Origin of the sequence: Mangrovicoccus algicola, assembly GCF_014903745.1 — a bacterium.
GTDB lineage: Bacteria > Pseudomonadota > Alphaproteobacteria > Rhodobacterales > Rhodobacteraceae > Mangrovicoccus > Mangrovicoccus algicola.
Genome location: NZ_JACVXA010000004.1, coordinates 122,335 through 141,181 on the forward strand (window position 1 = coordinate 122,335; position 18,847 = coordinate 141,181).

Genomic DNA, 18,847 nt, shown 5'->3' on the forward strand with positions numbered 1-18,847 from the left:
GCGCCCGAACCCGGCCGGCACGGGTGCCCAGCATCCGTGCCGGCCCGCTCCCACAGACAGGATCGCATCATGAAGTTCACCGCAAGCCTTCTGGCTGCTGGCCTGGCCGCCGCCGGGATGGCAGGCCAGGCCACGGCACAGGATGTCGACAACCTCAGCGTCGCCTACGAGGAGGGAGGCCGCTACTATACCGAGGATGACGTGCCGACCTACAATATCGGCGAGGACGGCACCGTGGACTGGCTGACCTATTCGGGGTTCCGCCGCTACCATTCCGAATGCCATGTCTGCCACGGGCCGGAAGGCGAGGGATCCTCCTATGCCCCGGCGCTGAAGACCTCGGCCATCGACATGGACTATTATGATTTCCTCGATGTCGTCACCAATGGCCGCAAGGTGGTCAATGCCGCCTCGCATAACGTCATGCCGGCCTTCGGCGACAATCCGAACGTCATGTGCTACATCGACGACATCTACGTCTATCTCAAGGCGCGCGGCGCCGATGTCCTGCCCCGCGGCCGCCCGGGCCAGCGCGAGGACAAGAGCGACGATATCCGCGCCGCGGAGGAGGCCTGCCTTGGTCTCTAGCCCGCGGGCCGGGCCCGCCGCCCTGGCGGCCGGGCTCGCGCTGCTCCTGGCGGGGGCGCCGGGACAGGCCCAGGTCACGGATCTGGTCTCAACCAGCCAGTTCCGGGTCTGTGCCGATCCTGCCAACCTGCCCATGTCCGATGACAGCGGGGCCGGTTACGAGAACCGCCTGGCCGAGCTCTTCGCCGACCGGCTGGGCCTGCCGGTCAGCTATACCTGGTTTCCGATGGCGACGGGCTTCGTGCGCAACACGCTGCGCGCCAATCGCTGCGATGTCATCATCGGCTATGCCCAAGGCCACGAGCTGGTGCAGAACACCAATCACTACATGACATCGGTCTACACGCTGGTGGTGCCCGCCGACGGTCCGCTGGCAGAGGTGGAGACGCTGGGCGATCCGCGGCTGCAGGGCCGCAGGATCGGCGTGGTCGCAGGCAGCCCCCCCGCCACGCACATGGCCAGGAACGGACTGATCGGCAAGGCGAAGGCCTATAACCTGAATGTCGATCGCAGGGTGGAATCCCCCGCGCTCGACATGCTCGATGACGTGGATCGCGGCGAGACGGATGCCGCGCTGCTGTGGGGGCCGCTGGCCGGGCCGCTGGTCAAGCAGGCGCATCCGGGCCTGAAGGTCGTGCCGCTCCTGAAGGAGACCGATCCGCCGCGGCTGTTCTTTCGCATCACCATGGGGGTGCGCCCGGGCGAGAAGAATTTCGAGCACGAGCTGAACTCGCTGATCCGCCGCAACCGCTCCGAGATCAACGCCATCCTGGCCGGGGCGGGGGTGCCGCTGGTCAATGACATGGGCACCGCCATGCTGGAGGCCGCGCCGTGATCCGCGCGCTCGCCTGCCTTCTGGTGCTGGCGGGCAGGGCGGCGGCCGGGGAGGTGCCGGAGCCCGCGGGCTACCGGATGCAGGATTACCGCGCGCCGGTCCCCGCGACGCTGGCCGGGGCGCAGGTGCTCGATGCGGCCGCGGCGCATGCGCTGTGGCAGGCGGGGCAGGCGGCCTTCGTCGACGTGCTGCCGCGCCCGGTGCGGCCCGGGACGCTGCCCGAGGGCACGATCTGGCGCGACCCGCCGCGCCCCTCTATCCCCGGGGCGACCTGGCTGGCCAATTCCGGCTATGGCGACCTGGCGCCCGCGGATGCGGAGCGGTTCCTCGCGGCGCTGGAGGCACTGAGCGGCGGCGATCCGGCGCATCCGCTTGTCTTCTTCTGCAAGGCCGAGTGCTGGATGTCCTGGAACGCGGCGCGGCGGGCGCTGGCCGCGGGCCACCGGTCGGTGATGTGGTTCCCCGGCGGCACGGATGACTGGGCGGCGGCGGGCCATCCGCTGGCGCCCGCGACGCCTGCGCCGGGCTTCTAGCCTAGTCCTCGGCGAAGATGCCGTAGGTCAGGACATAGCGCATCCCGCGTGTCCAGGACTGGTCGGTATTGGAGCGGATATCGACCGCCATGGCGCGCAGGATCCGGCCCTCGCCGGTCTCGCGCAGCACCAGGTCCATGGACAGGATCAGCTCGGATATCTTGCGCACCTGCCCGACGGCCACGTATTCCGCCCCGGCCTTGCGCGCGATGCGGATCTCGCAGCCATTGCAGGCGGCGGGATTGACGATGCGGTCCAGGTCCGCGGCGACCGGACCCAGATCGGCCAGCACGAAGCCCTCCTGCGCGAACCTCTCGCGCAGCATCCGCGTCAGCAGGCGGGCGCGCTCCTGCTCCTCGGGGCGGGTCGGGATGGCGGAGGCATTGACGAAGGTCACATCGGGAAGGGCCAGGCTGGCGCCGGGGGCGGGCAGGGGCGGCATCTCGGCAAGCGCGGCAGAACCGGCGCCGAGCCCCGCCAGCAGGAGGACAAGGATGCGCAGCATGGGGCGCATGCTAGCGGCGGCCCGGGACCGCGCAACTCCGTCAAAGGTATCGGTTGGGTTCGCGCCCGGCCCGCGACATTCTGGCCGCAGAGGGAGCCCGGCCTGCCGGGGGGAGGACTTGGTGAGACTGATTGTTCCGCTGGCCGCGGCGGCATTCGGGCTGGCATCGGCCTGCATGGCGGCGGATCTGCGCACGGGCGTGCTGCGGGTCGATTACCCGTCGGTGCCGCCGGTGACGCGTCTGGATGCGCGGCCTTCGGATCTGGGCTTCGCCGGGGCCGCCCTGGCGCAGGAGGACAATGCCACGACCGGCGGCTTCATGGGCCACGGCTATGCGCTGGAAACCGTGGCCGTCGCGCCGGAGGGCGCCGATGCCGCGCTGGACGCGCTGCTGGCGGAGGGCATCGGGACGCTTGTCATCCTGGCGCGCGACGCGGATCTGCTGCGGCTGGCCGACCGGGCGGGGCCGGAGGTCCTGGTCCTCAATGCAGCCGCGCGCGGCACGGCGCTGCGCGATGGCGACTGCCGGGCGAATGTGCTGCATGTGACGCCGTCGGTGGCGATGCTGGCCGATGCGGCGGTGCAATTCGCCGCCTGGAAGAAATGGACGCGGCTCTACCTCATCCACGGATCGAACCCGCAGGACCTGGCGCTGGCCGAGGCCTATCGCCGGGCGGCGGCGCGGTTCGGGGCGCGCATCGTGGAGGAGCGCGAATTCGAGGATACCGGCGGGGCGCGGCGCACGGATTCGGGTCATGTGATGGTGCAGCGCCAGCTGCCCGTATTCACCCAGGACGCCCGCGAGCATGACGTGGTGATCGCCGCGGATGCCTCCGATGTCTTCGCCCGCTACCTGCCCTTCCACCTGTGGGATCCGCGCCCGGTGATCGGCTCGGCCGGGCTGCAGCCGGTCAGCTTCGACCCCGCGCTGGAGGCCTGGGGCGCGACCCAGTTCCAGCGCCGCTTCGAGGCGCTGACCGGGCGGCGCCTGGCCGAGGCGGATTACGACACCTGGCTGGCCCTGCGCGTGCTGGGCGAGGCCGTCACCCGCACCGGCAGCGCCGATCCCGCCACGCTGCGCGCCTATGCGCTGTCGGAGGAATTCGAGCTGGCCGCCTTCAAGGGGCAGAAGGTGACCTTCCGCCCCTGGAACGGCCAGCTGCGCCAGCCGGTCCTGCTGTTCGACGGCAGGATCACCGCCAGCGTCTCGCCGCAGGAGGGGTTCCTGCATCAGGTCTCGCCGCTGGACACGCTGGGGCTCGATGCCCCGGATTCTGCATGCGGCGCATTCGGGGGAGGTTAGATGAGGACATATCTGCTTGGCGCGGTGCTCGCTGCCCTGGCGCTGCCGGCGGAGGCCAACAAGGTCTTCGTCTCCAACGAGCGCGGCAATACCGTGACGGTGATCGACAGCGACAGCTGGGAGGTGATCGCCGAGTTCCCGGCCGGGAACCGCCCGCGCGGCATCACCATCAGCCCCGACGGCACCCGCGTCTATGTCTGCGCCAGCGACGACAACCTGGTGCGGGTCTTCGATGCGGAGACCTACGAGGAGCTGCCCTCGCTGCCCTCGGGGCCCGATCCCGAACTCTTCGTGCTGCACCCGTCGGGCAATCCTCTCTACATCGCCAACGAGGACGACAACCTCGTCACGGTGACGGATGTCGAGACCCGGCAGGTTCTGGCCGAGGTGCCGGTGGGGGTGGAGCCCGAGGGGATGGGGATCAGCCCCGATGCCCGCTTCGTGGTCAACACTTCCGAGACCACCAACATGGCGCATTTCATCGACACCGCCGATTACGCGATCAAGCATAACGTGCTGGTCGACCAGCGCCCGCGCTATGCCCAGTATTCGGCCGATGGCAGCAAGCTGTTCGTGACCTCGGAAATCGGCGGCACCGTCTCGGTGATGGAGATCGACGATGACGGCGCGCCCGAGCTGGTGCACAAGATCGGCTTCGAGGTGCCGGGCGTGCTGCCCGAATGGCTGCAGCCGGTGGGGGCCAAGATCACCCGCGACGGCAAGTGGCTCTTCGTGGCGCTCGGACCGGCCAACCGCGTGGCGGTGGTCGATGCCAAAAGCTACGAGGTGACCGATTACATCATGGTGGGCCAGCGCGTCTGGCAGATGGATTTCACCCCGGATGAACAGTTCCTCATCACCACCAACGGCAATTCCAACGACGTGACGGTGATCGATGTCGCGGCCAAGAAGGCGCTGCGCTCGATCCAGGTGGGGCAGCAGCCCTGGGGCGTCATCGTGCAACCGGACATGTGAGGAGAGACATGCGCATTCCCGTTTTCCTGGCCGCCATGGCCGTCACCGCCCCGGCGATGGCCGCGCCGCTTTGCGACGACCTGGGCTTCGCCGGGCTGCTGGCCGCCTGCAACCGGGGCGATCCGATCGAGCTGACCCTGGCCTCGGGACAGCCCCTGGGCGAGGACGTGGTCCTGCAATCGGGGGCCTATTACAAGATGAACATCACCGCCGACGGCTCGGCCGAGCTGGCGATCGAGGGGCCGTCCTTCTTCCGCGCCATCTGGATGAACGAGATCGTCATCAACAAGATCGAGATCCGGCCCATGGCGGTGGACTCGATAGAATTTGACAAGGCCGGCACGGCGGAGCTCAGCTTCATCGCGATCAAGCCCGGCGCCCATGTGATCCGAATCCCCGGATCCCAGGGAGACAGCCAGCAGATCACCGTTCAGATCCAGTGAGGACCCAAATGAAACACCTGATCCTTGCCGCCATCCTGTCCGCCGCCGCCCTGCCTGCGCTGGCGCAGAATGCCGATGGCCTGCCGCAGGAGACCGTCGATGCGATCACCGCGAAACTGGCGGAGATGAACTGCCAGATGGATCCTGACGACATCGAGGCGGAAGACGAGGGCTATGACCTCGACGACGTGATCTGCGAGGGGGGGCAGCAATACGACATCCTCCTCGACATGGATCTCAACGAGGTCAGCCGCCGCGCGGAATGACAGGGGACCGGCCCCGCAGGGCGCGGGAGGGCGCCGCGGCGGGGCCGGGCATCGACAACAGGGGGAGGTCATGATGGGGTTCGTGAAGAGACTGGGCTGCGCCGCACTCGCCATGCTGGCGGGGGCGGCGGTGCAGGCGCAGGACCTGCCGCAGATCCGCGCCGCGACGCTGGAGATCGGCACGGTCAACTGGGAATTGGAGACCATCCGCGCGCGCGGTCTGGACAAGGCCCACGGGTTCGAGCTGGTGCTGCAGCCCTACGCGTCCAATGACGCGACGCGCATCGCGGCGGAGGGCGGCGAGGCGGACATGTTCGTCGCCGACTGGATCTGGGTGGCGCGCCAGCGCGCGGCGGGCCATGACTGGGTGGTGATCCCCTATTCCACCGCCGTCGGCGGGCTGGTCGTGCCCGGGGACAGCCCGGTTGCCGGGCTGGCCGACATGGAGGGCCGCAAGATCGGCATCGCGGGCGGCCCGCTGGACAAGAGCTGGCTGATCCTGCGCGCCTATGCGCGGTCCGAATACGGGCTGGACCTGGCGACGGCGACCGAACAGGTCTATGGCGCGCCGCCGCTGATCGCCAAGGCGGCGGCCTCGGGCGAGGTCGATGGGGCGATCAACTTCTGGCATTTCCTGGCCAAGATGAAGGCCGGGGGCATGCGCGAGGTGATCTCGGTCGCCGAGGCCGCCACGGCGCTGGGGCTGGATCCGAACACGCCGCTTCTGGGCTACGTGATGGGCGAGGGCTTCCTCGAGGCGCATCCTGGTCTCGGCCGGGCGCTCTATGCCGCCTCGCGCGACGCCAAGGAGATCCTGGCGACCGACGACAGCGCCTGGGAGGAGATCCGTCCGATGATGAATGCCGCCGATGAGGCGCAGTTCGAGGCCTTGCGCGCCGATTTCCGCGCGGGCATTCCGCAGCCGGGTCCGGTGGACGAGGCGGCCGCGGACCGGCTTCTGGCGCTGATGGCGGAACTGGGCGGGCCGGACCTGGTCGGGCAGGCCACGTCGCTGCCCGAGGGCCTGTTCCTGCAGGTGGAGTAGGGCCGCGGCTTGACACGATTGCCCGCTCCGGCGGTCTCGCTGGCGGGGCTGCTCGGCCTCTGGACGGCGGCCGCGCTGGCCGCCGCCGATCCCCAGATCCTGCCGCCTCCCTGGGCCTTGATCGGCCCCGCCCGGGCCGAGATCGCCTCGGGGCGGCTGCCCTTCCATCTGGGCCATACGCTATGGCGGGTCGCCTGGGCCTTCGTGCTGGCCATGGTCCTGGGCACGGTGCTGGGATACGCGATGGGACGCTGCCGCCGGCTGGACCGCTGGCTGGATCCCTGGCTGGTGGTGTTCCTGAACCTGCCCGCGCTGGTGCTGATCGTGCTGTGCTATCTGTGGATCGGGCTGAACGAGACGGCGGCGATCACCGCGGTGGTGCTGAACAAGGTGCCCAATGTCACGACCGTGATCCGCGAGGGCGCGCGCAGCCTCTCGGGCGATCTCGACGACCTCGCCGCGGTGTTCCATATGCCGCCCGGCCGCCGGGTCCGTCACGTGATCCTGCCGCAGCTGGGGCCCTACCTGTCGGCGGCGGCGCGATCCGGCGTGGCGGTGATCTGGAAAATCGTTCTGGTGGTGGAATTCCTCGGCCGCTCCAACGGGATCGGGTTCCAGATCCACCTGTATTTCCAGCTTTTCGACGTCACCCGCGTGCTGATCTACGCGCTCAGCTTCGTGGCGGTGATGCTGGCGGTGGAATGGGCGCTGCTGCAGCCCTGGGAACGGCTCGCCGGGCGCTGGCGGCGCGCATGATCGAGGTCGCCGTCACCGCCAAGCATTTCGGATCCCAGCAGGTCCTGGGGCCGATCTCCTTCCGCATCGCCCCCGGCGAAACCCTGGCGGTCACGGGCCCGTCGGGGATCGGCAAGACGACGCTGCTGCGCATCGTCGCCGGGCTGGACCGCCGCTTCGAGGGGCGGGTGGACCGTCCCTCCCGCGTGGCGATGGTGTTCCAGGAACCGGTGCTTCTGCCCTGGCGGTCGGCGCTGGCAAACCTGACGCTGATGCATCCGGGCCTGACGGCCGGGGCGGCCGGCGAGATGCTGGCCGAGGTCGGCCTGGCGGGAAAGGCCGATCACTTCCCCGGCCAGCTGTCGCTGGGCCAGCAGCGGCGGCTGGCGCTGGCGCGGGCCTTTGCCGGGCAGCCCGAGCTTCTGGTGCTGGACGAACCCTTCGTGTCGCTGGACGCGGCGCTGGCCGAGACGATGCTGGCGCTGACCGAGGCGCTGATCGCGCGGCTGCGACCGGCGGTCCTGCTGGTCACCCATTCCCCGGCAGAGGCCGCTCGGCTGGGCGACCGGCGCATGCGCCTGTCGGGCAGCCCCGCGCGGCTGGAGCCCGGGACATGAGCGTTCAGGCGTCCCGGCGGTCCGGACGCAGGGGCCGGCAGCTCCATTTCGCCACATGCCACCTGGCGTGGCTTTCGCTCCAGCGGGCCAGTTCGGGCTGCGCGCCCATCAGGCAGGTCATCGGCGTGATGTCGGTGAACAGCAGGCTGCGTTCCTCGCAGATGCCGGGGCTGGCGTTCAGGCAGGCCAGGAAAAGAAGTTCGATCATGGCAAACTCGCATATCGGAAAATCATCTCGCCTCCTGTTTATGCCGCGGCGCGGCATAAGTCCGGGTAAATGCGGGGCGCAAACGTGTGGCTGCGCCGGTCTGCCCGGTTTGGCGCCGGTTCCGTGCGGCGAATGCCTGCGAAACGTGGTCAATCGCAATCCGCGGGCCAGGGGCCCGGAGGGGCGGTGAGTCCGCGGCTCTCCTCGCTCGGGCTGCGGCTGGCGCTGGTGGCGGCCCTGCCGGGGGCGGCGGCGGTGCTGTGCGCGCTTCTGCTGATCCTGGGTCTGGGGGAGGTCTCGGCGAGGATGCAGGCGCTGGATGCGGCCGAGCGCCAGATGGATCGCTATGCGGCCCTGTCGGGGGGAACGGCACGCTACCTGCTGGTGGCTGCCGAGGCCGCGCAGGCGGGGCTGGATGCGCCGGCGCGTGCGCTGCGGCTGGACGGGATCGCGGCAGAGATGCGCGCCGAGTTCGCGCGGCTGCGCGCGGCGCCCGGGACGCAGGCGCCATCGCGGGCACAGCGCGGGCAGGGCAGCGCGGCAGGGGCCATGGCGCTGGCGCGGGTGCAGGCGCAATTCGACGTGACCCATGCCGCGGTGACCGGGGCCGGGCGCTCGGCGGAGGCGCTGCGCGCGCATCTCGACAGTTTCGCGATGCATGCGGATGCCAATCTCAGCGCCGCGATGGCCGAACAGATCCGCGCGCGCGAGGCAATCCGCACGGGCATCCTGCGGCTGCGCCAGAGGCTGAGCCTCGCGGCCACGGCCATGGCGCTGGCCGCGGGGGGAATGGCAATGGCGGCCTGGCTGGGGCTGGTGCGGCCGCTCATCCGGCGGATAGACCGGCTGGAAGGCGCGGCACGGCAGATCGCGGCGCAGGATTTCGCCGTGGCCCTGCCGGAGGGGCCGGACGAGATCGGCCGCGTCTTTGCCGAGACCAACCGCATGGCGCGCGCGCTGGGGCAACGGGCCGCCGAGGTGGAGACGGCCCGGGCCCGGCTGACCCGCACCGTGGCCGAGCGCACGGCGGCGCTGCAGGCGGCCAATGACCGGCTGGCCGCCCGCGACCGGGACCGGCGCCGGTTCTTCGCGGATATCAGCCACGAGCTGCGCACGCCGCTGACGGTGATCTCGATGGAGGCCCAGATCGGAGCGGCCGCGCCGCAGGGCGGCGCGCGAGAGGCCTTTGCCGTCATCCGTGGCCGCGCCGAGCGGCTGAACCGCCGCATCGACGACCTGCTGCGCGTGGCCCGGTCGGAAACCGGCCAGCTGGAGCTGAATGCCGAGCCGCTGGAGGCCGGGCCCCTGCTGGAGGAGGCCCTGGAGGAGACGGCGGGCGAACTGGCCGCGGCCGGGATGCGCGTGAAACGGCAGGACTGGCCGCGGGCGCCGGTGCTGGCCGACCGCAACTGGCTGCGCCAGGTGATGACCGGGGCGATCCGCAACGCGATCCGCCATGCCGCGGCAGGAGAGGAACTGCACCTGCAGATCCGGGCCGGGCCGGATATCCGCATCGGCATAGGCGATCGCGGGCCGGGCATCGCGGCGGCGCAGCGCGACACGCTGTTCGACCGTTTCGCCCGCGGCCCCGGGTCCCCGGGCTTCGGCCTGGGCCTGGCACTGTCGCACTGGGTGATGGAGGCCCAGGGCGGCCGGATCGAGATCGAGAGCCCGGCCGCCGGCCATGACGGGCAGGGGCCTGCGGGAACCACGATATGGCTGGTGCTGCCGGAAGGCGGGGGCGGCGCCGCCGCGCCGGGACGGGACGGAGACGCGCAGGGAAAAGGGATCTGTTAACCATGGGGCGATAGGAGGGCGGCATCCTGACTGCCGGCCGAGCCCTGATGACCCCCACCCTGAGACTGCTTCTTCCCGCGCTCCTGCCTTCCTGGCGGTTCTTCGACGCGGTCGGTCCCTCGCCCCGGATCGAGATCAGGCGGCCCGGCGGCGCCTGGAGGCCGCATGATCCGCCGCCTCCGCATCTGGCGCCATGGCAGGTCGCGCTGCGCCTGGTCTGGAACCCGCGGGGCAATGCGCGGCTGTTCCGTGTCAGCCTGGCGGAACGTCTTGCCGACAGCCCGCAGGACCCCTGGCTTCTCGCGCAGCTGGAGGCCCGCATCGCCCGCGACCTGCCGGACGGCCCCTGGCAGTGGCGGCTGGTCTTCCTTCTGCCCGGGAAGGCCCCCGCGCCGCGCGAAACGATCCTGGAACGGGACCTGCCATGAGCCTCGCGGCAGCGCAGGGATGGGCCGAACTGCTGATCGCGCTGGCGCTGCTGCAGGCTTCGGCCGAACATCTGGCGCATCGCGGCGGGCGGGGTTTGCATCTGTGGCGCGCGGGCCTGTGCCTGCTGCTGATCCTCGGGCAGGGGACGGAGGCGGTGGCGCTGGCCGGGCTGTGCCTTTGCGCGGTCCTGCTGCTGCACCGCTGGCGCGGGCCCTATAATGGCGGGGCGGACCGGATGGCGGTGCTGATCCTCTTCTGCCTCGCCACGGCACGGATCTGTCCGCCCGCCGCCGAGCTGGCCATGGGATACCTGGCCGTGCAGACGGTGCTGAGCTACCTGGTCTCCGGCTGGGTCAAGATCGTCAATCCCGACTGGCGCAATGGACGGGCCCTGTCCGACGTGTTCCGCATCTCCGCCTATCCGGCGGCGGAGGAGCTGCGCGCGCTGGCGGCGCGGCCGCGGCTGCTGCGGGCGGGGGGATGGGCGGTGATGGGGCTGGAACTGCTGTTTCCGCTGGCACTGCTCTCGGGGTCGCTCCTGGCCGCGGCGCTCGCGGCGACGGCGCTGTTCCACCTGGCCAATGCCTGCCTTTTCGGGCTGAACCGGTTCCTCTGGACCTGGCCTGCCGCCTATCCGGCGCTGCTCTGGCTGCAGGCGCGGCTGATCGGCTAGCGGTCGTTCTCCTCCGGCGGGGCCGCGCGCAGCCGGGCCGCCAGCGCCGTCACCTCGTCCCGCAGCGCCTCCAGCCGCGGCAGGTCCATCCCGCAGCGCTCCGCGATGCAGCCGGGCAGAGCGGCCGCGCGGTCCTCCATCTCGCGACCCGCCGCGGTCAGGTGGATTCGCACCTGGCGTTCGTCCCGCCCGTCGCGGCGGCGTTCCACCAGTCCGGTGGTTTCCAGGCGTTTCAGCAGCGGGGTCAGCGTGCTGGACTCCAGCCCGACCTCCCGGCCGATCGCGCTGACGGCGGGCGGGGCGGGGCTGCGCCAGAGCGCGCAGAGCACGAGGTATTGCGGATAGGTCAGCCCCAGCGGCTCGAGCAGCGGGCGATAGGCTTTCTGCATCGCCTGGGTCGCGGAATAGAGCGCAAAGCACAGCATGTCGGAGGGGGTCAGGGTCATCCCGTCCAGATAGATCGCGCGCGATCCATGTTCAAGCGATTGACGCGGGAGGATGCCGCCTATATATATCGTGCACGATTTAATCGCGAGCAAGGAGACTATCCATGTCGATCGATCCCAAATACTGGACCGGGGCCAAGGCGACGGGCGGCGGCCGCAACGGGCTTGCCGCGCTGGACTCGGGCATGCTGACCGTCACGATGACCAGCCCGAAGGAGCTGGGCGGCTCCGGCGCGGGCCACAACCCCGAAGAGCTCTTCGCGCTCGGCTATGCGGCCTGCTACCTGGGCGCGATGCGTTTCGCCGCCTCCAGCGAGAAGCTGGGCGAGGTGCCCGAAGACGCGACCGTGGCCGCGCAGGTCGGCATCGGTCCGCGCAGCGATGGCGGGTTCGGCCTGGCGGTGAAGCTGATCGTGACGCTGCCGGGCGTGGCCCGCGACGTGGCCGAGAAGATGGTCGAGCGCGGCCATTTCATCTGCCCCTATTCCAACGCGACCAAGGGCAATATCGAGGTCACGACCGAGCTGGCCTGAGCCGGCCGGGCAGACACGAAAAGGGGCCCCGCGGGGCCCCTTGCTGCATCCGGAGGAGGGCGGCGCTCAGAGCGCCAGCTTGGCCGCCACCAGGTCGTTCACGGCCTTGGGATTGGCCTTGCCGCCGGTGGCCTTCATCACCTGACCGACGAACCAGCCTGCCAGCTTGGGATTGGCCTTGGCCTTCTCCACCTGCGCGGGGTTGGCGGCGATGATCTCGTCCACCGCGGCCTCGATCGCGCCGGTATCGGTGACCTGCTTCATGCCGCGCGCCTCGACGATCGCCTCGGGGTCGCCGCCCTCGGTATAGACGATCTCGAACAGGTCCTTGGCGATCTTGCCGGAAATCGCGTCGGACTTGATCAGGCGGATGATGCCGGCCAGCTGCTCGGGCGAGACCGGGCTGTCGGCGATCGCGCGGTCGTCCTTCTTCAGTCGCCCGAAGAGCTCGTTGATGACCCAGTTCGCGGCCAGCTTGCCGTCGCCGCCCTGGGCCGCCTTCTCGAAGAAGGCCGCGTTTTCCAGTTCGGCGGTCAGCACGGCGGCATCGTAATCGGTCAGGCCGAAATCCTGCATGAACCGCGCCTTCTTGGCATCGGGCAGTTCCGGCAGGGCGGCGGCGATGTCGTCGACCCAGCCCTGCTCGATCTCCAGCGGCATCAGGTCGGGGCAGGGGAAGTAGCGGTAATCATGCGCCTCTTCCTTGGAGCGCAGCGAGCGCGTCTCGTTCTTGTCCGGGTCATAGAGCCGGGTTTCCTGGTCGACCTTGCCGCCATCCTCGAGGATGGCGATCTGGCGCCGCGCCTCGACCTCGATCGCCGCCTGGATGAAGCGCATCGAGTTCATGTTCTTGATCTCGCAGCGCGTGCCGAGATGGCCGAAATCCTGGGTCGCCTGGTATTTCTCGTACTGGCCGGGGCGGCAGACCGAGACGTTGACATCGGCGCGCAGGTTGCCGTTCTGCATGTTGCCGTCGCAGGTGCCGAGATAGCGCAGGATCTGTCGCAGCTTGCCGACATAGGCGGCGGCCTCTTCGGGGCCGCGGATATCGGGGCGGCTGACGATCTCCATCAGCGCGACGCCGGTGCGGTTCAGGTCGACGAAGGACATGTGGGGATCCATGTCGTGGATCGATTTGCCGGCATCCTGTTCCAGGTGGATCCGTTCGATCCGCACCAGCCGCGCGATGCCCTCGGACAGTTCCACCAGCACCTCGCCCTCGCCGACGATGGGATGGTAGAGCTGGCTAATCTGATAGCCCTGCGGCAGGTCGGGATAGAAATAGTTCTTGCGGTCGAAGGCCGAGACCAGGTTGATGTCGGCCTTCAGCCCCAGGCCGGTGCGCACCGCCTGCTCGACGCAGAATTCGTTGATGACGGGCAGCATGCCGGGCATGGCGGCATCGACGAAGGCGACGTTGGAATTCGGCTCGGCGCCGAATCGCGTGGAGGCCCCGGAAAACAGCTTCGCCTCGGAGGAGACCTGCGCATGGATTTCCATCCCGATCACGAGTTCCCAGTCGCCGGTCGCGCCGGAAATCACCTTGGGCTTGGGGGTGTCGTAGGTCAGGTCGAGCATGGGATCTCCGTCGAGGGCTTTGCCGGGCTGGGTTCTTCTACGCCAAGCGCGGGCGGGGAAACAAGGGGCGCGGGCCGGGCCCGGACCCCGCGGCCATGTTTCAGCCGGTCGGCGGGGATCTGCCCATTTCGGTGCGGATTGAAATCGAAACTTTGACGATACCCCGGCTGGCCCTAACGCAACCTTCGGCGAAATTGCGAACGAGGTTCCGCATGTCGAGGCTCCGGCTTTGCGTTCTGGTGATGAGTGTGGCTCTGGGAGCCTGTTCTGTGGAAAACAGCGAGGCCCTCGCAAGCAGGACCGAAGCCGCGCCGGTGATGGCGTGGGACAAGTCCGCAAAGGGCGAGATCTGGACGCAGGCGGCGCTGAAGGCCCTGCAGGAACATGGCAGCGCGCTGCCCCAGGTCGTGCCCTCGGACATCGACAATTACTGCCCCGGCTACAAGACCGCCTCCGTCGCGGACCGTCAGGCCTTCTGGGCGGGGCTGCTCTCCTCCATGGCAAAGCATGAAAGCACCTGGCGCGAAACCGCGGTGGGCGGCGGCGGGCGCTGGTTCGGACTGGTGCAGATCTCCCCCGGCACCGCGCGCGCCTATGGCTGCGAGGCCAAAAGCGGCTCCGCCCTGCTGGACGGGGCCAAGAACCTGTCCTGCGCCGTGCGGATCATGAACCGCACCGTGCCGCGCGACGGCGTGGTTTCGGCCGGGATGCGCGGCGTGGCGGCCGATTGGGGCCCGTTCCATTCCTCGCGCAAGCGCAACGACATGATGTCCTGGGTCAGCCAGCAGCCCTATTGCAGCGCGGGCTGATCCGGAGTTCCGGCTAGCCTATTTCGCCGCCCCGGCGCAGCCGCGGGTCGTCCTGTTCGGGGGTCAGGCCCATGATGACCGCCATGGCCGGGCTGTCATTGACGCGTCCCATGTTGTTCATCGGGTCGCGCACGGTGTCGAAGCGGGCGCCAAGCTCGGCATGCAGGACCATCTTCATGCTGGTCTGATGACCGATCACCGGATCCTCGCACCGTTTCACGTCCTGGCATCGCCGGATGGCCCCCGTCAGCAGCGTGATGTCGAGGGGGCGGAACTGCTCCCGCCGGATGAAGGGGTTGCGGCTGGTATGTTTCAGGTCGCGCCCCTCGTATTCCTGCGCGACCAGCCGCCCCGCGACGTAGTAATTGCCGATGTGATAGGCCGGGTGCCAGCGGACCGAGGCGCGGCCGATATTGGTGGCGATGCCGTGCCATTGGGTGATCCGGCCATAGTGGTTGCCCTGGCGGAAATAGACCGTCGGCTTGCCGATCAGGTTGCCGGTATAGCCGATGATGTTGTCGATGCAGTAGAAATCGTCGCGATAGCCCATGTCGTCCTCCGCCGCGGGGACGCACGGTCCTGCGCGTCCTACGGGGATGGGTCGCGCCGCGGGGCCCTGCGGTTCAATCGGCATCGGCCGTCCGGCCGGGCGGCCCTCAGTAGGGCAGGAGCTTGGTCTTGGCGACCCAGCGGCTGTTCTGCACCAGCGACACATTGGGGGCATAGCGCCCGCCGAGCGCCAGGGTCGCCTTGCGCAGCATCTCGATCCCGTCCTCGGATTTCACCGGCAGCGAGGCGGGCGAGATGGCTTCGCCGATGGTGACGCGATAGGGCTGCTTGGCCTTGTTCAGCGTCTCGTGGAACAGCGTGATGTCGCGCAGCGTGGGATGCAGGAAATCGAACAGGTAGAACAGGATGGAATTGCGCGCGCGGATATTCACCGGGATCACCGGCAGGTCGAACTTGCGCGCGATCATCGCCGCGGAGGCCATCCAGGGCCGTTCGTACAGTTTCAGCCCGCGCCGTTTCGCCAGCCGTCCGGAGGGGAAGATCACGCCGATCCGGCCCTGGTCCACCGCCTTGCGGGTATAGGCCATGGTCTCGCGCGTCTTGGAATGGCTGCGCTTCTCCTTGCGCCATTCGACGGGGGCGATCATGCCGTCGAATTGCGGCAGCACGCGCAGGATATCGCAATTGGCGTAGAAATACGCGTCCGACCGGACCTGGTTCAGCACGGTGTTCAGGATGATCCCGTCGGCGATGCCGGTGGGATGGTTCGCCACGATCAGCGCGGGACCGGCGGCGGGAATGTTGTGCAGACCGGAAATCTCGAGGTCGCGGGCAAGCATCTGGCCCAGCTGCCGCATGATCTCGTCCACCGGAAGCGGGTCGAAATGTTCGCCCAGCCGCACGGTCTTGGAATAGCCCAGCATCCGCGTCAACGCGAAGCGGCAGGGCGGAGCCCAGGGCAGCTCTGAAAAGAGCCAGGGTGCCCGTTCGGCGATGAGGGGATCGATTCTGTCTTGCATCCGAGTATCTTGACCGCAATCTGCTACGGCCCCGTGACAATATGCGCTGCATGGTTCGGTGTTCAAGGGCTTTCCCGTGAACGGGCTCGCAAAAACGTGTTGCCGCCTATCCGGGGCGGCCTGCCTGCAGGTCGCGCCCGGCCCGCGCCGCCTGGGCCGCCAGCACCGCCTGGGTGCGGCTGTGCACGCCCAGCTTGCGCATGATCGCGGTGACATGCGCCTTCACCGTGGCCTCGGCGATGGACAGCTCATGGGCGATCTGCTTGTTCAGCCGACCGGCGCAGATCAGCGCGAGGATCCGCGCCTGCTGCGGCGTCAGCCCCGCCAGCCCGCCGGGCGCGGGCCCGGTCGCGGTGGCGGAGAGGACCGGGCCGCGCGCGGGTTGCACCGGGATCGCCCGCCCCGATGCAAGGGCCCCGATCACCGCGGCGAAAGCCTCCCGCGGGCACTGCTTGGACAGCACCGCCGCGGCCCCGGCGGCCCGCGCCGCCGCATCCAGGTCCGCATCGTCGCGCGGGGCTATCGCCAGCACGGGCCTGTCCGGCAGGGCGGCACGGATCCGGGCCACGCCCGGCGTGCCGACGGCATCGGGCAGCGCGAGGTCGAGGATCACCAGATCGGGCTGCAGGCCGCGTATCATCTGCAGCGCATCGCTCAGCCGCCCGGCGGTGCGGATCAGCGCCGCCGGAGAGACCGGCCGCAGGAGCATGGCCAGCGCGTCGCGGAACAACGGGTGGTCATCCACGATCAGCGCGGCGCGCAGGGCCGGGGCAGGCGGGTCCGGGTGCTCCATGGTCTTTTCTACCATTGCGGGTGCCGCCCGACCAAGCACCTGCTTTACGATTGCGCAGACTCCCGCGGCCGATGCCGAAAATACCGGCGCTTTGCGATGGGCCGGGCTTCGGAACAGCTGCAAATCCGCCGGGTTTGAAATATTTGCAAATTCGAATTGGTTCGGGGCCGAAACCGTCTTGTCTGGCGTCTGGCGCTGCCGCTACCCTGTCGGAAACGTGATCTGCAGGCGCCGTCCGCACGATCCCCCTCGCGCGGAGAAGGCCGGAGCCCGCGCCGCGGTCCTGCTGTTCCGGCCTGTCCATGGTGGTGCCGATGCGCGATATCCTTCCCTGCCTGACTGCCGCCGCGCCCGCGGGTCCCGCCTCGCGCCGCCACGGCCATTCGGGAGAGGCGGCATGAATGATCTGTCGCGCAGCTTCGCGCCGGAGCTTCTTGCGCCCCTGCCGGACGGAGCGGGTCACGGCTATCTGGAAAACGACGCATGGTGGCTGACGGCGCGGGCTGCGCTGAGCGTGAAATGCAAGTTCCTGGGAAGCGAGATCCGCTGGGCCGGCAGTTCCGTCCTCCAGCTGGCCTGCGAATCCGGGCTGGTCTCGGACGGGCTGCTGCGGCGCGGATGCGACGTCACCGCGGTCGATACCCGGGCCGAGATGCTGCGCTTTGCGCGGGCCCGTTCCGCGGCCCATGGCTACCGGATCGGCTATGACCATGTCGCGCGGCTGGATGCGCTGCCCCATGCCGACGGGCAATTCGACATCGTGCTTTGCGATCACGTCTTCGACCGCGACCTGGAGGCGGCCCCGCTGCTGGCGGAGATCTGGCGCGTGCTGCGCCCGCATGGCATCGTGATGTTCACCTGCACCCGGCCCGGCGCAATGACGGCGCTGCGGCTTGCGCTGTTTCGCGGGCGTGCCGCACCGGGGCTGCCGCGCCACATGGGGCGCCGCGCGGGCATGACGCCCCAGCGGATGCGGCGCCTCTTGCGCGACGCCCGGTTCGAGCCGCGCCGTTTCGCCGGGCTCGCGCCGCGCGGCATCCCGGGGATCGGGACGCTCAGCTATTGCACGGTCGATGGCAGGCGCCCCCTCTGGCTGGGCACCGCGATGAAGGACTGAGGCTTCCCCTTCTCCCTGCGCGGCGCTAGGGAGGGGCATGCCCCTGCAGATCGACACCCTCTCCCGCTTTTTCGACCATGGTTTCGACGATGTGATCGATGTGCGCAGCCCCGCCGAATTCGCCGAGGATCACGTGCCCGGCGCGATCAGCCTGCCTGTTCTCGACAACGAGGAACGCGCCCGCGTCGGCACGATCTACAAGCAGCAGAGCCGGTTCGGCGCGCGCAAGATCGGTGCGGCGCTGGTGATCCGCAACATCGCGCGGCACCTGGAGACCGAACTGGCGGACCGGCCCGCACCCTGGCGGCCGATGGTCTATTGCTGGCGCGGCGGTCAGCGTTCGGGCACCTTCACCTGGCTTCTGCGCGAGGTCGGCTGGCGCGCCGAACAGGTCGATGGCGGCTATCGCAGCTATCGGCGGCTGGTGGCGGGGATGCTGCATGACACGCCCCTGCCGTTCCGCGCCGTGGTCCTGTCGGGCATGACCTGCACGGCCAAGACGGTGCTTCTGGCGGAATTGGCCCGCGAGGGCATGCAGGTGCTGGATCTCGAGGGGCTGGCGCGGCATCGCGGTTCGGTCTTCGGCGGGCAGGCGGAGCCGCAGCCGGCGCAGAAGATGTTCGAATCCCGCATCGCGGCGGCGCTGTGTCAGCTGGATCCGGACCGGCCCGTGGTGGTGGAGGCGGAAAGCTCGAAGATCGGCGACTGCCTCGTGCCGCCGCGGCTGTGGGACCGGATGTGCCAGGCCCCGCGCGTCGAGATCCGCGCCCCGCTTGAGGAACGCTCGGCCTTCTTTCTCGACGCCTATGCGGATCTGGTCGCCGATCCCGACGGATTCTGCGCGACGCTGGAGAAGCTGGTCAAGCTGCAGGGGCATGAACGGGTCGAGGCCTGGCAGGCGCAGGTGCGGCAGGGGCACGTCCGGCAGGTCGCGGCCGGGCTGATGCGCGATCATTACGACCCGCGCTATGCCCGGTCCGAGGCGCGCCATGGCAACAGCCCGGCAGAGACGCTGGAGCTGGCCTCCCTGACCCCGGCGGCCCTGCGCGCGGCCGCGCCGGGGCTGGCGCCGGCCATTGCGCGGGCGGAT

24 protein-coding genes are annotated in these 18,847 nt (G+C 69.4%); 17 read left to right on the forward strand and 7 right to left on the reverse strand.

Translation table 11 applies throughout. The annotated features are described in order from the left end of the window. Positions 1-69: 69 nt before the first annotated feature. The 3 genes from ICN82_RS02095 to ICN82_RS02105 are packed head-to-tail and all read left to right on the forward strand — an operon-like array spanning position 70 to position 1,956. On the forward strand, positions 70-588 hold the full coding sequence (locus tag ICN82_RS02095; RefSeq protein ID WP_193179174.1) for a c-type cytochrome, methanol metabolism-related: 519 nt from the start codon (positions 70-72) through the stop codon (positions 586-588). After that, the gene (locus ICN82_RS02100; RefSeq protein ID WP_407943736.1) at positions 578-1,423 is read left to right on the forward strand and encodes a substrate-binding domain-containing protein; all 846 of its coding nucleotides are present in this window, start codon (positions 578-580) and stop codon (positions 1,421-1,423) included. The genes ICN82_RS02095 and ICN82_RS02100 overlap by 11 nt, the downstream gene beginning before the upstream one ends. Next, positions 1,420-1,956: a PQQ-dependent catabolism-associated CXXCW motif protein gene (locus ICN82_RS02105; RefSeq protein ID WP_330998945.1), complete on the forward strand. Its 537-nt coding sequence runs from the start codon at positions 1,420-1,422 to the stop codon at positions 1,954-1,956. Before ICN82_RS02100 ends, ICN82_RS02105 begins: the two co-directional genes overlap by 4 nt. A gap of 1 nt (position 1,957) precedes the next feature. On the opposite strand, the gene ICN82_RS02110 is transcribed toward ICN82_RS02105, so the two are convergent. Beyond that, positions 1,958-2,461 (reverse strand): DUF3280 domain-containing protein, encoded by a 504-nt coding sequence (locus ICN82_RS02110; protein ID WP_226898219.1) that lies wholly within the window; start codon positions 2,459-2,461, stop codon positions 1,958-1,960. Positions 2,462-2,579: 118 nt separating this feature from the next. Here ICN82_RS02110 and ICN82_RS02115 point away from each other — a divergent pair, with 118 nt between their 5' ends. From ICN82_RS02115 to ICN82_RS02145, 7 genes are all read left to right on the forward strand, one after another. After that, positions 2,580-3,764, forward strand: coding sequence for an ABC transporter substrate-binding protein (locus ICN82_RS02115; protein WP_407943737.1), 1,185 nt, complete (start codon positions 2,580-2,582; stop codon positions 3,762-3,764). Beyond that, positions 3,765-4,739, forward strand: a complete 975-nt coding sequence (locus ICN82_RS02120; RefSeq protein ID WP_193179177.1) for a YVTN family beta-propeller repeat protein — start codon at positions 3,765-3,767, stop codon at positions 4,737-4,739. Positions 4,740-4,747: 8 nt separating this feature from the next. Next, the gene (locus ICN82_RS02125; RefSeq protein ID WP_193179178.1) at positions 4,748-5,182 is read left to right on the forward strand and encodes a cupredoxin domain-containing protein; all 435 of its coding nucleotides are present in this window, start codon (positions 4,748-4,750) and stop codon (positions 5,180-5,182) included. Positions 5,183-5,190: 8 nt separating this feature from the next. After that, positions 5,191-5,448: a PepSY domain-containing protein gene (locus ICN82_RS02130; protein ID WP_193179179.1), complete on the forward strand. Its 258-nt coding sequence runs from the start codon at positions 5,191-5,193 to the stop codon at positions 5,446-5,448. A 70-nt stretch (positions 5,449-5,518) separates the two neighbouring features. After that, positions 5,519-6,493 (forward strand): ABC transporter substrate-binding protein, encoded by a 975-nt coding sequence (locus ICN82_RS02135; protein WP_407943738.1) that lies wholly within the window; start codon positions 5,519-5,521, stop codon positions 6,491-6,493. Positions 6,494-6,502: 9 nt separating this feature from the next. Then, positions 6,503-7,249 carry an ABC transporter permease gene (locus ICN82_RS02140; protein WP_193179180.1) on the forward strand — a complete coding sequence of 249 codons (747 nt, stop codon included), beginning with the start codon at positions 6,503-6,505 and terminating at the stop codon, positions 7,247-7,249. Continuing rightward, positions 7,246-7,845, forward strand: coding sequence for an ABC transporter ATP-binding protein (locus tag ICN82_RS02145; protein ID WP_193179181.1), 600 nt, complete (start codon positions 7,246-7,248; stop codon positions 7,843-7,845). The genes ICN82_RS02140 and ICN82_RS02145 overlap by 4 nt, the downstream gene beginning before the upstream one ends. 4 nt (positions 7,846-7,849) lie before the next feature. On the opposite strand, the gene ICN82_RS02150 is transcribed toward ICN82_RS02145, so the two are convergent. After that, a complete protein-coding gene (locus tag ICN82_RS02150; protein ID WP_193179182.1) occupies positions 7,850-8,053 on the reverse strand; it encodes a hypothetical protein in 204 nt (67 codons plus the stop codon). A gap of 186 nt (positions 8,054-8,239) precedes the next feature. Between ICN82_RS02150 and ICN82_RS21580 the strand changes: the two genes are divergently transcribed. Genes ICN82_RS21580 through ICN82_RS02165 form a run of 3 tightly spaced genes read left to right on the forward strand, consistent with a single transcriptional unit; the run spans position 8,240 to position 10,952 of the window. Further along, a complete protein-coding gene (locus tag ICN82_RS21580) occupies positions 8,240-9,850 on the forward strand; it encodes a sensor histidine kinase (protein ID WP_193179183.1) in 1,611 nt (536 codons plus the stop codon). Between the two features lie 47 nt (positions 9,851-9,897). Next, the gene (locus tag ICN82_RS02160; protein ID WP_193179184.1) at positions 9,898-10,278 is read left to right on the forward strand and encodes a hypothetical protein; all 381 of its coding nucleotides are present in this window, start codon (positions 9,898-9,900) and stop codon (positions 10,276-10,278) included. Further along, positions 10,275-10,952 carry an HTTM domain-containing protein gene (locus ICN82_RS02165; protein ID WP_193179185.1) on the forward strand — a complete coding sequence of 226 codons (678 nt, stop codon included), beginning with the start codon at positions 10,275-10,277 and terminating at the stop codon, positions 10,950-10,952. The genes ICN82_RS02160 and ICN82_RS02165 overlap by 4 nt, the downstream gene beginning before the upstream one ends. Here ICN82_RS02165 and ICN82_RS02170 read toward each other — a convergent pair. Beyond that, entirely contained in the window at positions 10,949-11,398 is a 450-nt protein-coding gene (locus ICN82_RS02170) for a MarR family winged helix-turn-helix transcriptional regulator (RefSeq protein ID WP_193179186.1), read from the reverse strand. The genes ICN82_RS02165 and ICN82_RS02170 overlap by 4 nt on opposite strands. A gap of 104 nt (positions 11,399-11,502) precedes the next feature. Here ICN82_RS02170 and ICN82_RS02175 point away from each other — a divergent pair, with 104 nt between their 5' ends. Further along, entirely contained in the window at positions 11,503-11,931 is a 429-nt protein-coding gene (locus ICN82_RS02175) for an organic hydroperoxide resistance protein (protein WP_193179187.1), read from the forward strand. 66 nt (positions 11,932-11,997) lie between these two features. On the opposite strand, the gene gatB is transcribed toward ICN82_RS02175, so the two are convergent. Then, positions 11,998-13,509, reverse strand: a complete 1,512-nt coding sequence (gene gatB / locus ICN82_RS02180) for an Asp-tRNA(Asn)/Glu-tRNA(Gln) amidotransferase subunit GatB (RefSeq protein ID WP_193179188.1) — start codon at positions 13,507-13,509, stop codon at positions 11,998-12,000. Between the two features lie 269 nt (positions 13,510-13,778). On the opposite strand from gatB, the gene ICN82_RS02185 reads away from it, so the two are divergent. Then, positions 13,779-14,318, forward strand: a complete 540-nt coding sequence (locus tag ICN82_RS02185) for a transglycosylase SLT domain-containing protein (RefSeq protein WP_330998946.1) — start codon at positions 13,779-13,781, stop codon at positions 14,316-14,318. A gap of 13 nt (positions 14,319-14,331) precedes the next feature. On the opposite strand, the gene ICN82_RS02190 is transcribed toward ICN82_RS02185, so the two are convergent. The 3 genes from ICN82_RS02190 to ICN82_RS02200 all read right to left on the reverse strand — a co-directional run bounded on the left by ICN82_RS02190 (position 14,332) and on the right by ICN82_RS02200 (position 16,640). Next, positions 14,332-14,868: a hypothetical protein gene (locus ICN82_RS02190; RefSeq protein WP_193179190.1), complete on the reverse strand. Its 537-nt coding sequence runs from the start codon at positions 14,866-14,868 to the stop codon at positions 14,332-14,334. 106 nt (positions 14,869-14,974) lie between these two features. Next, entirely contained in the window at positions 14,975-15,847 is an 873-nt protein-coding gene (locus tag ICN82_RS02195; RefSeq protein ID WP_193179191.1) for a 1-acyl-sn-glycerol-3-phosphate acyltransferase, read from the reverse strand. A gap of 106 nt (positions 15,848-15,953) precedes the next feature. After that, positions 15,954-16,640, reverse strand: a complete 687-nt coding sequence (locus tag ICN82_RS02200; protein WP_193179192.1) for a response regulator transcription factor — start codon at positions 16,638-16,640, stop codon at positions 15,954-15,956. Positions 16,641-17,037: 397 nt separating this feature from the next. Here ICN82_RS02200 and ICN82_RS02205 point away from each other — a divergent pair, with 397 nt between their 5' ends. Together ICN82_RS02205 and mnmH are read left to right on the forward strand one after the other, a co-directional pair. After that, on the forward strand, positions 17,038-17,757 hold the full coding sequence (locus tag ICN82_RS02205; RefSeq protein WP_193179193.1) for a class I SAM-dependent methyltransferase: 720 nt from the start codon (positions 17,038-17,040) through the stop codon (positions 17,755-17,757). Between the two features lie 37 nt (positions 17,758-17,794). Further along, on the forward strand, positions 17,795-18,847 hold a 1,053-nt coding region (gene mnmH / locus ICN82_RS02210), incomplete at its 3' end, for a tRNA 2-selenouridine(34) synthase MnmH (RefSeq protein WP_193179194.1).

Bases quoted from the DNA above. Each gene is read 5' to 3' on its own strand.
- ICN82_RS02095 (WP_193179174.1), top strand. From the start codon at position 70: ATGAAGTTCACCGCAAGCCTTCTGGCTGCTGGCCTGGCCGCCGCCGGG.
- ICN82_RS02110 (WP_226898219.1), bottom strand. From the start codon at position 2,461: ATGCTGCGCATCCTTGTCCTCCTGCTGGCGGGGCTCGGCGCCGGTTCT.
- ICN82_RS02120 (WP_193179177.1), top strand. From the start codon at position 3,765: ATGAGGACATATCTGCTTGGCGCGGTGCTCGCTGCCCTGGCGCTGCCG.
- ICN82_RS02125 (WP_193179178.1), top strand. From the start codon at position 4,748: ATGCGCATTCCCGTTTTCCTGGCCGCCATGGCCGTCACCGCCCCGGCG.
- ICN82_RS02130 (WP_193179179.1), top strand. From the start codon at position 5,191: ATGAAACACCTGATCCTTGCCGCCATCCTGTCCGCCGCCGCCCTGCCT.
- ICN82_RS02135 (WP_407943738.1), top strand. From the start codon at position 5,519: ATGATGGGGTTCGTGAAGAGACTGGGCTGCGCCGCACTCGCCATGCTG.
- ICN82_RS02145 (WP_193179181.1), top strand. From the start codon at position 7,246: ATGATCGAGGTCGCCGTCACCGCCAAGCATTTCGGATCCCAGCAGGTC.
- ICN82_RS02150 (WP_193179182.1), bottom strand. From the start codon at position 8,053: ATGATCGAACTTCTTTTCCTGGCCTGCCTGAACGCCAGCCCCGGCATC.
- ICN82_RS02160 (WP_193179184.1), top strand. From the start codon at position 9,898: ATGACCCCCACCCTGAGACTGCTTCTTCCCGCGCTCCTGCCTTCCTGG.
- ICN82_RS02165 (WP_193179185.1), top strand. From the start codon at position 10,275: ATGAGCCTCGCGGCAGCGCAGGGATGGGCCGAACTGCTGATCGCGCTG.
- ICN82_RS02170 (WP_193179186.1), bottom strand. From the start codon at position 11,398: ATGACCCTGACCCCCTCCGACATGCTGTGCTTTGCGCTCTATTCCGCG.
- ICN82_RS02175 (WP_193179187.1), top strand. From the start codon at position 11,503: ATGTCGATCGATCCCAAATACTGGACCGGGGCCAAGGCGACGGGCGGC.
- gatB (WP_193179188.1), bottom strand. From the start codon at position 13,509: ATGCTCGACCTGACCTACGACACCCCCAAGCCCAAGGTGATTTCCGGC.
- ICN82_RS02190 (WP_193179190.1), bottom strand. From the start codon at position 14,868: ATGGGCTATCGCGACGATTTCTACTGCATCGACAACATCATCGGCTAT.
- ICN82_RS02195 (WP_193179191.1), bottom strand. From the start codon at position 15,847: ATGCAAGACAGAATCGATCCCCTCATCGCCGAACGGGCACCCTGGCTC.
- ICN82_RS02200 (WP_193179192.1), bottom strand. From the start codon at position 16,640: ATGGAGCACCCGGACCCGCCTGCCCCGGCCCTGCGCGCCGCGCTGATC.
- ICN82_RS02205 (WP_193179193.1), top strand. From the start codon at position 17,038: ATGAATGATCTGTCGCGCAGCTTCGCGCCGGAGCTTCTTGCGCCCCTG.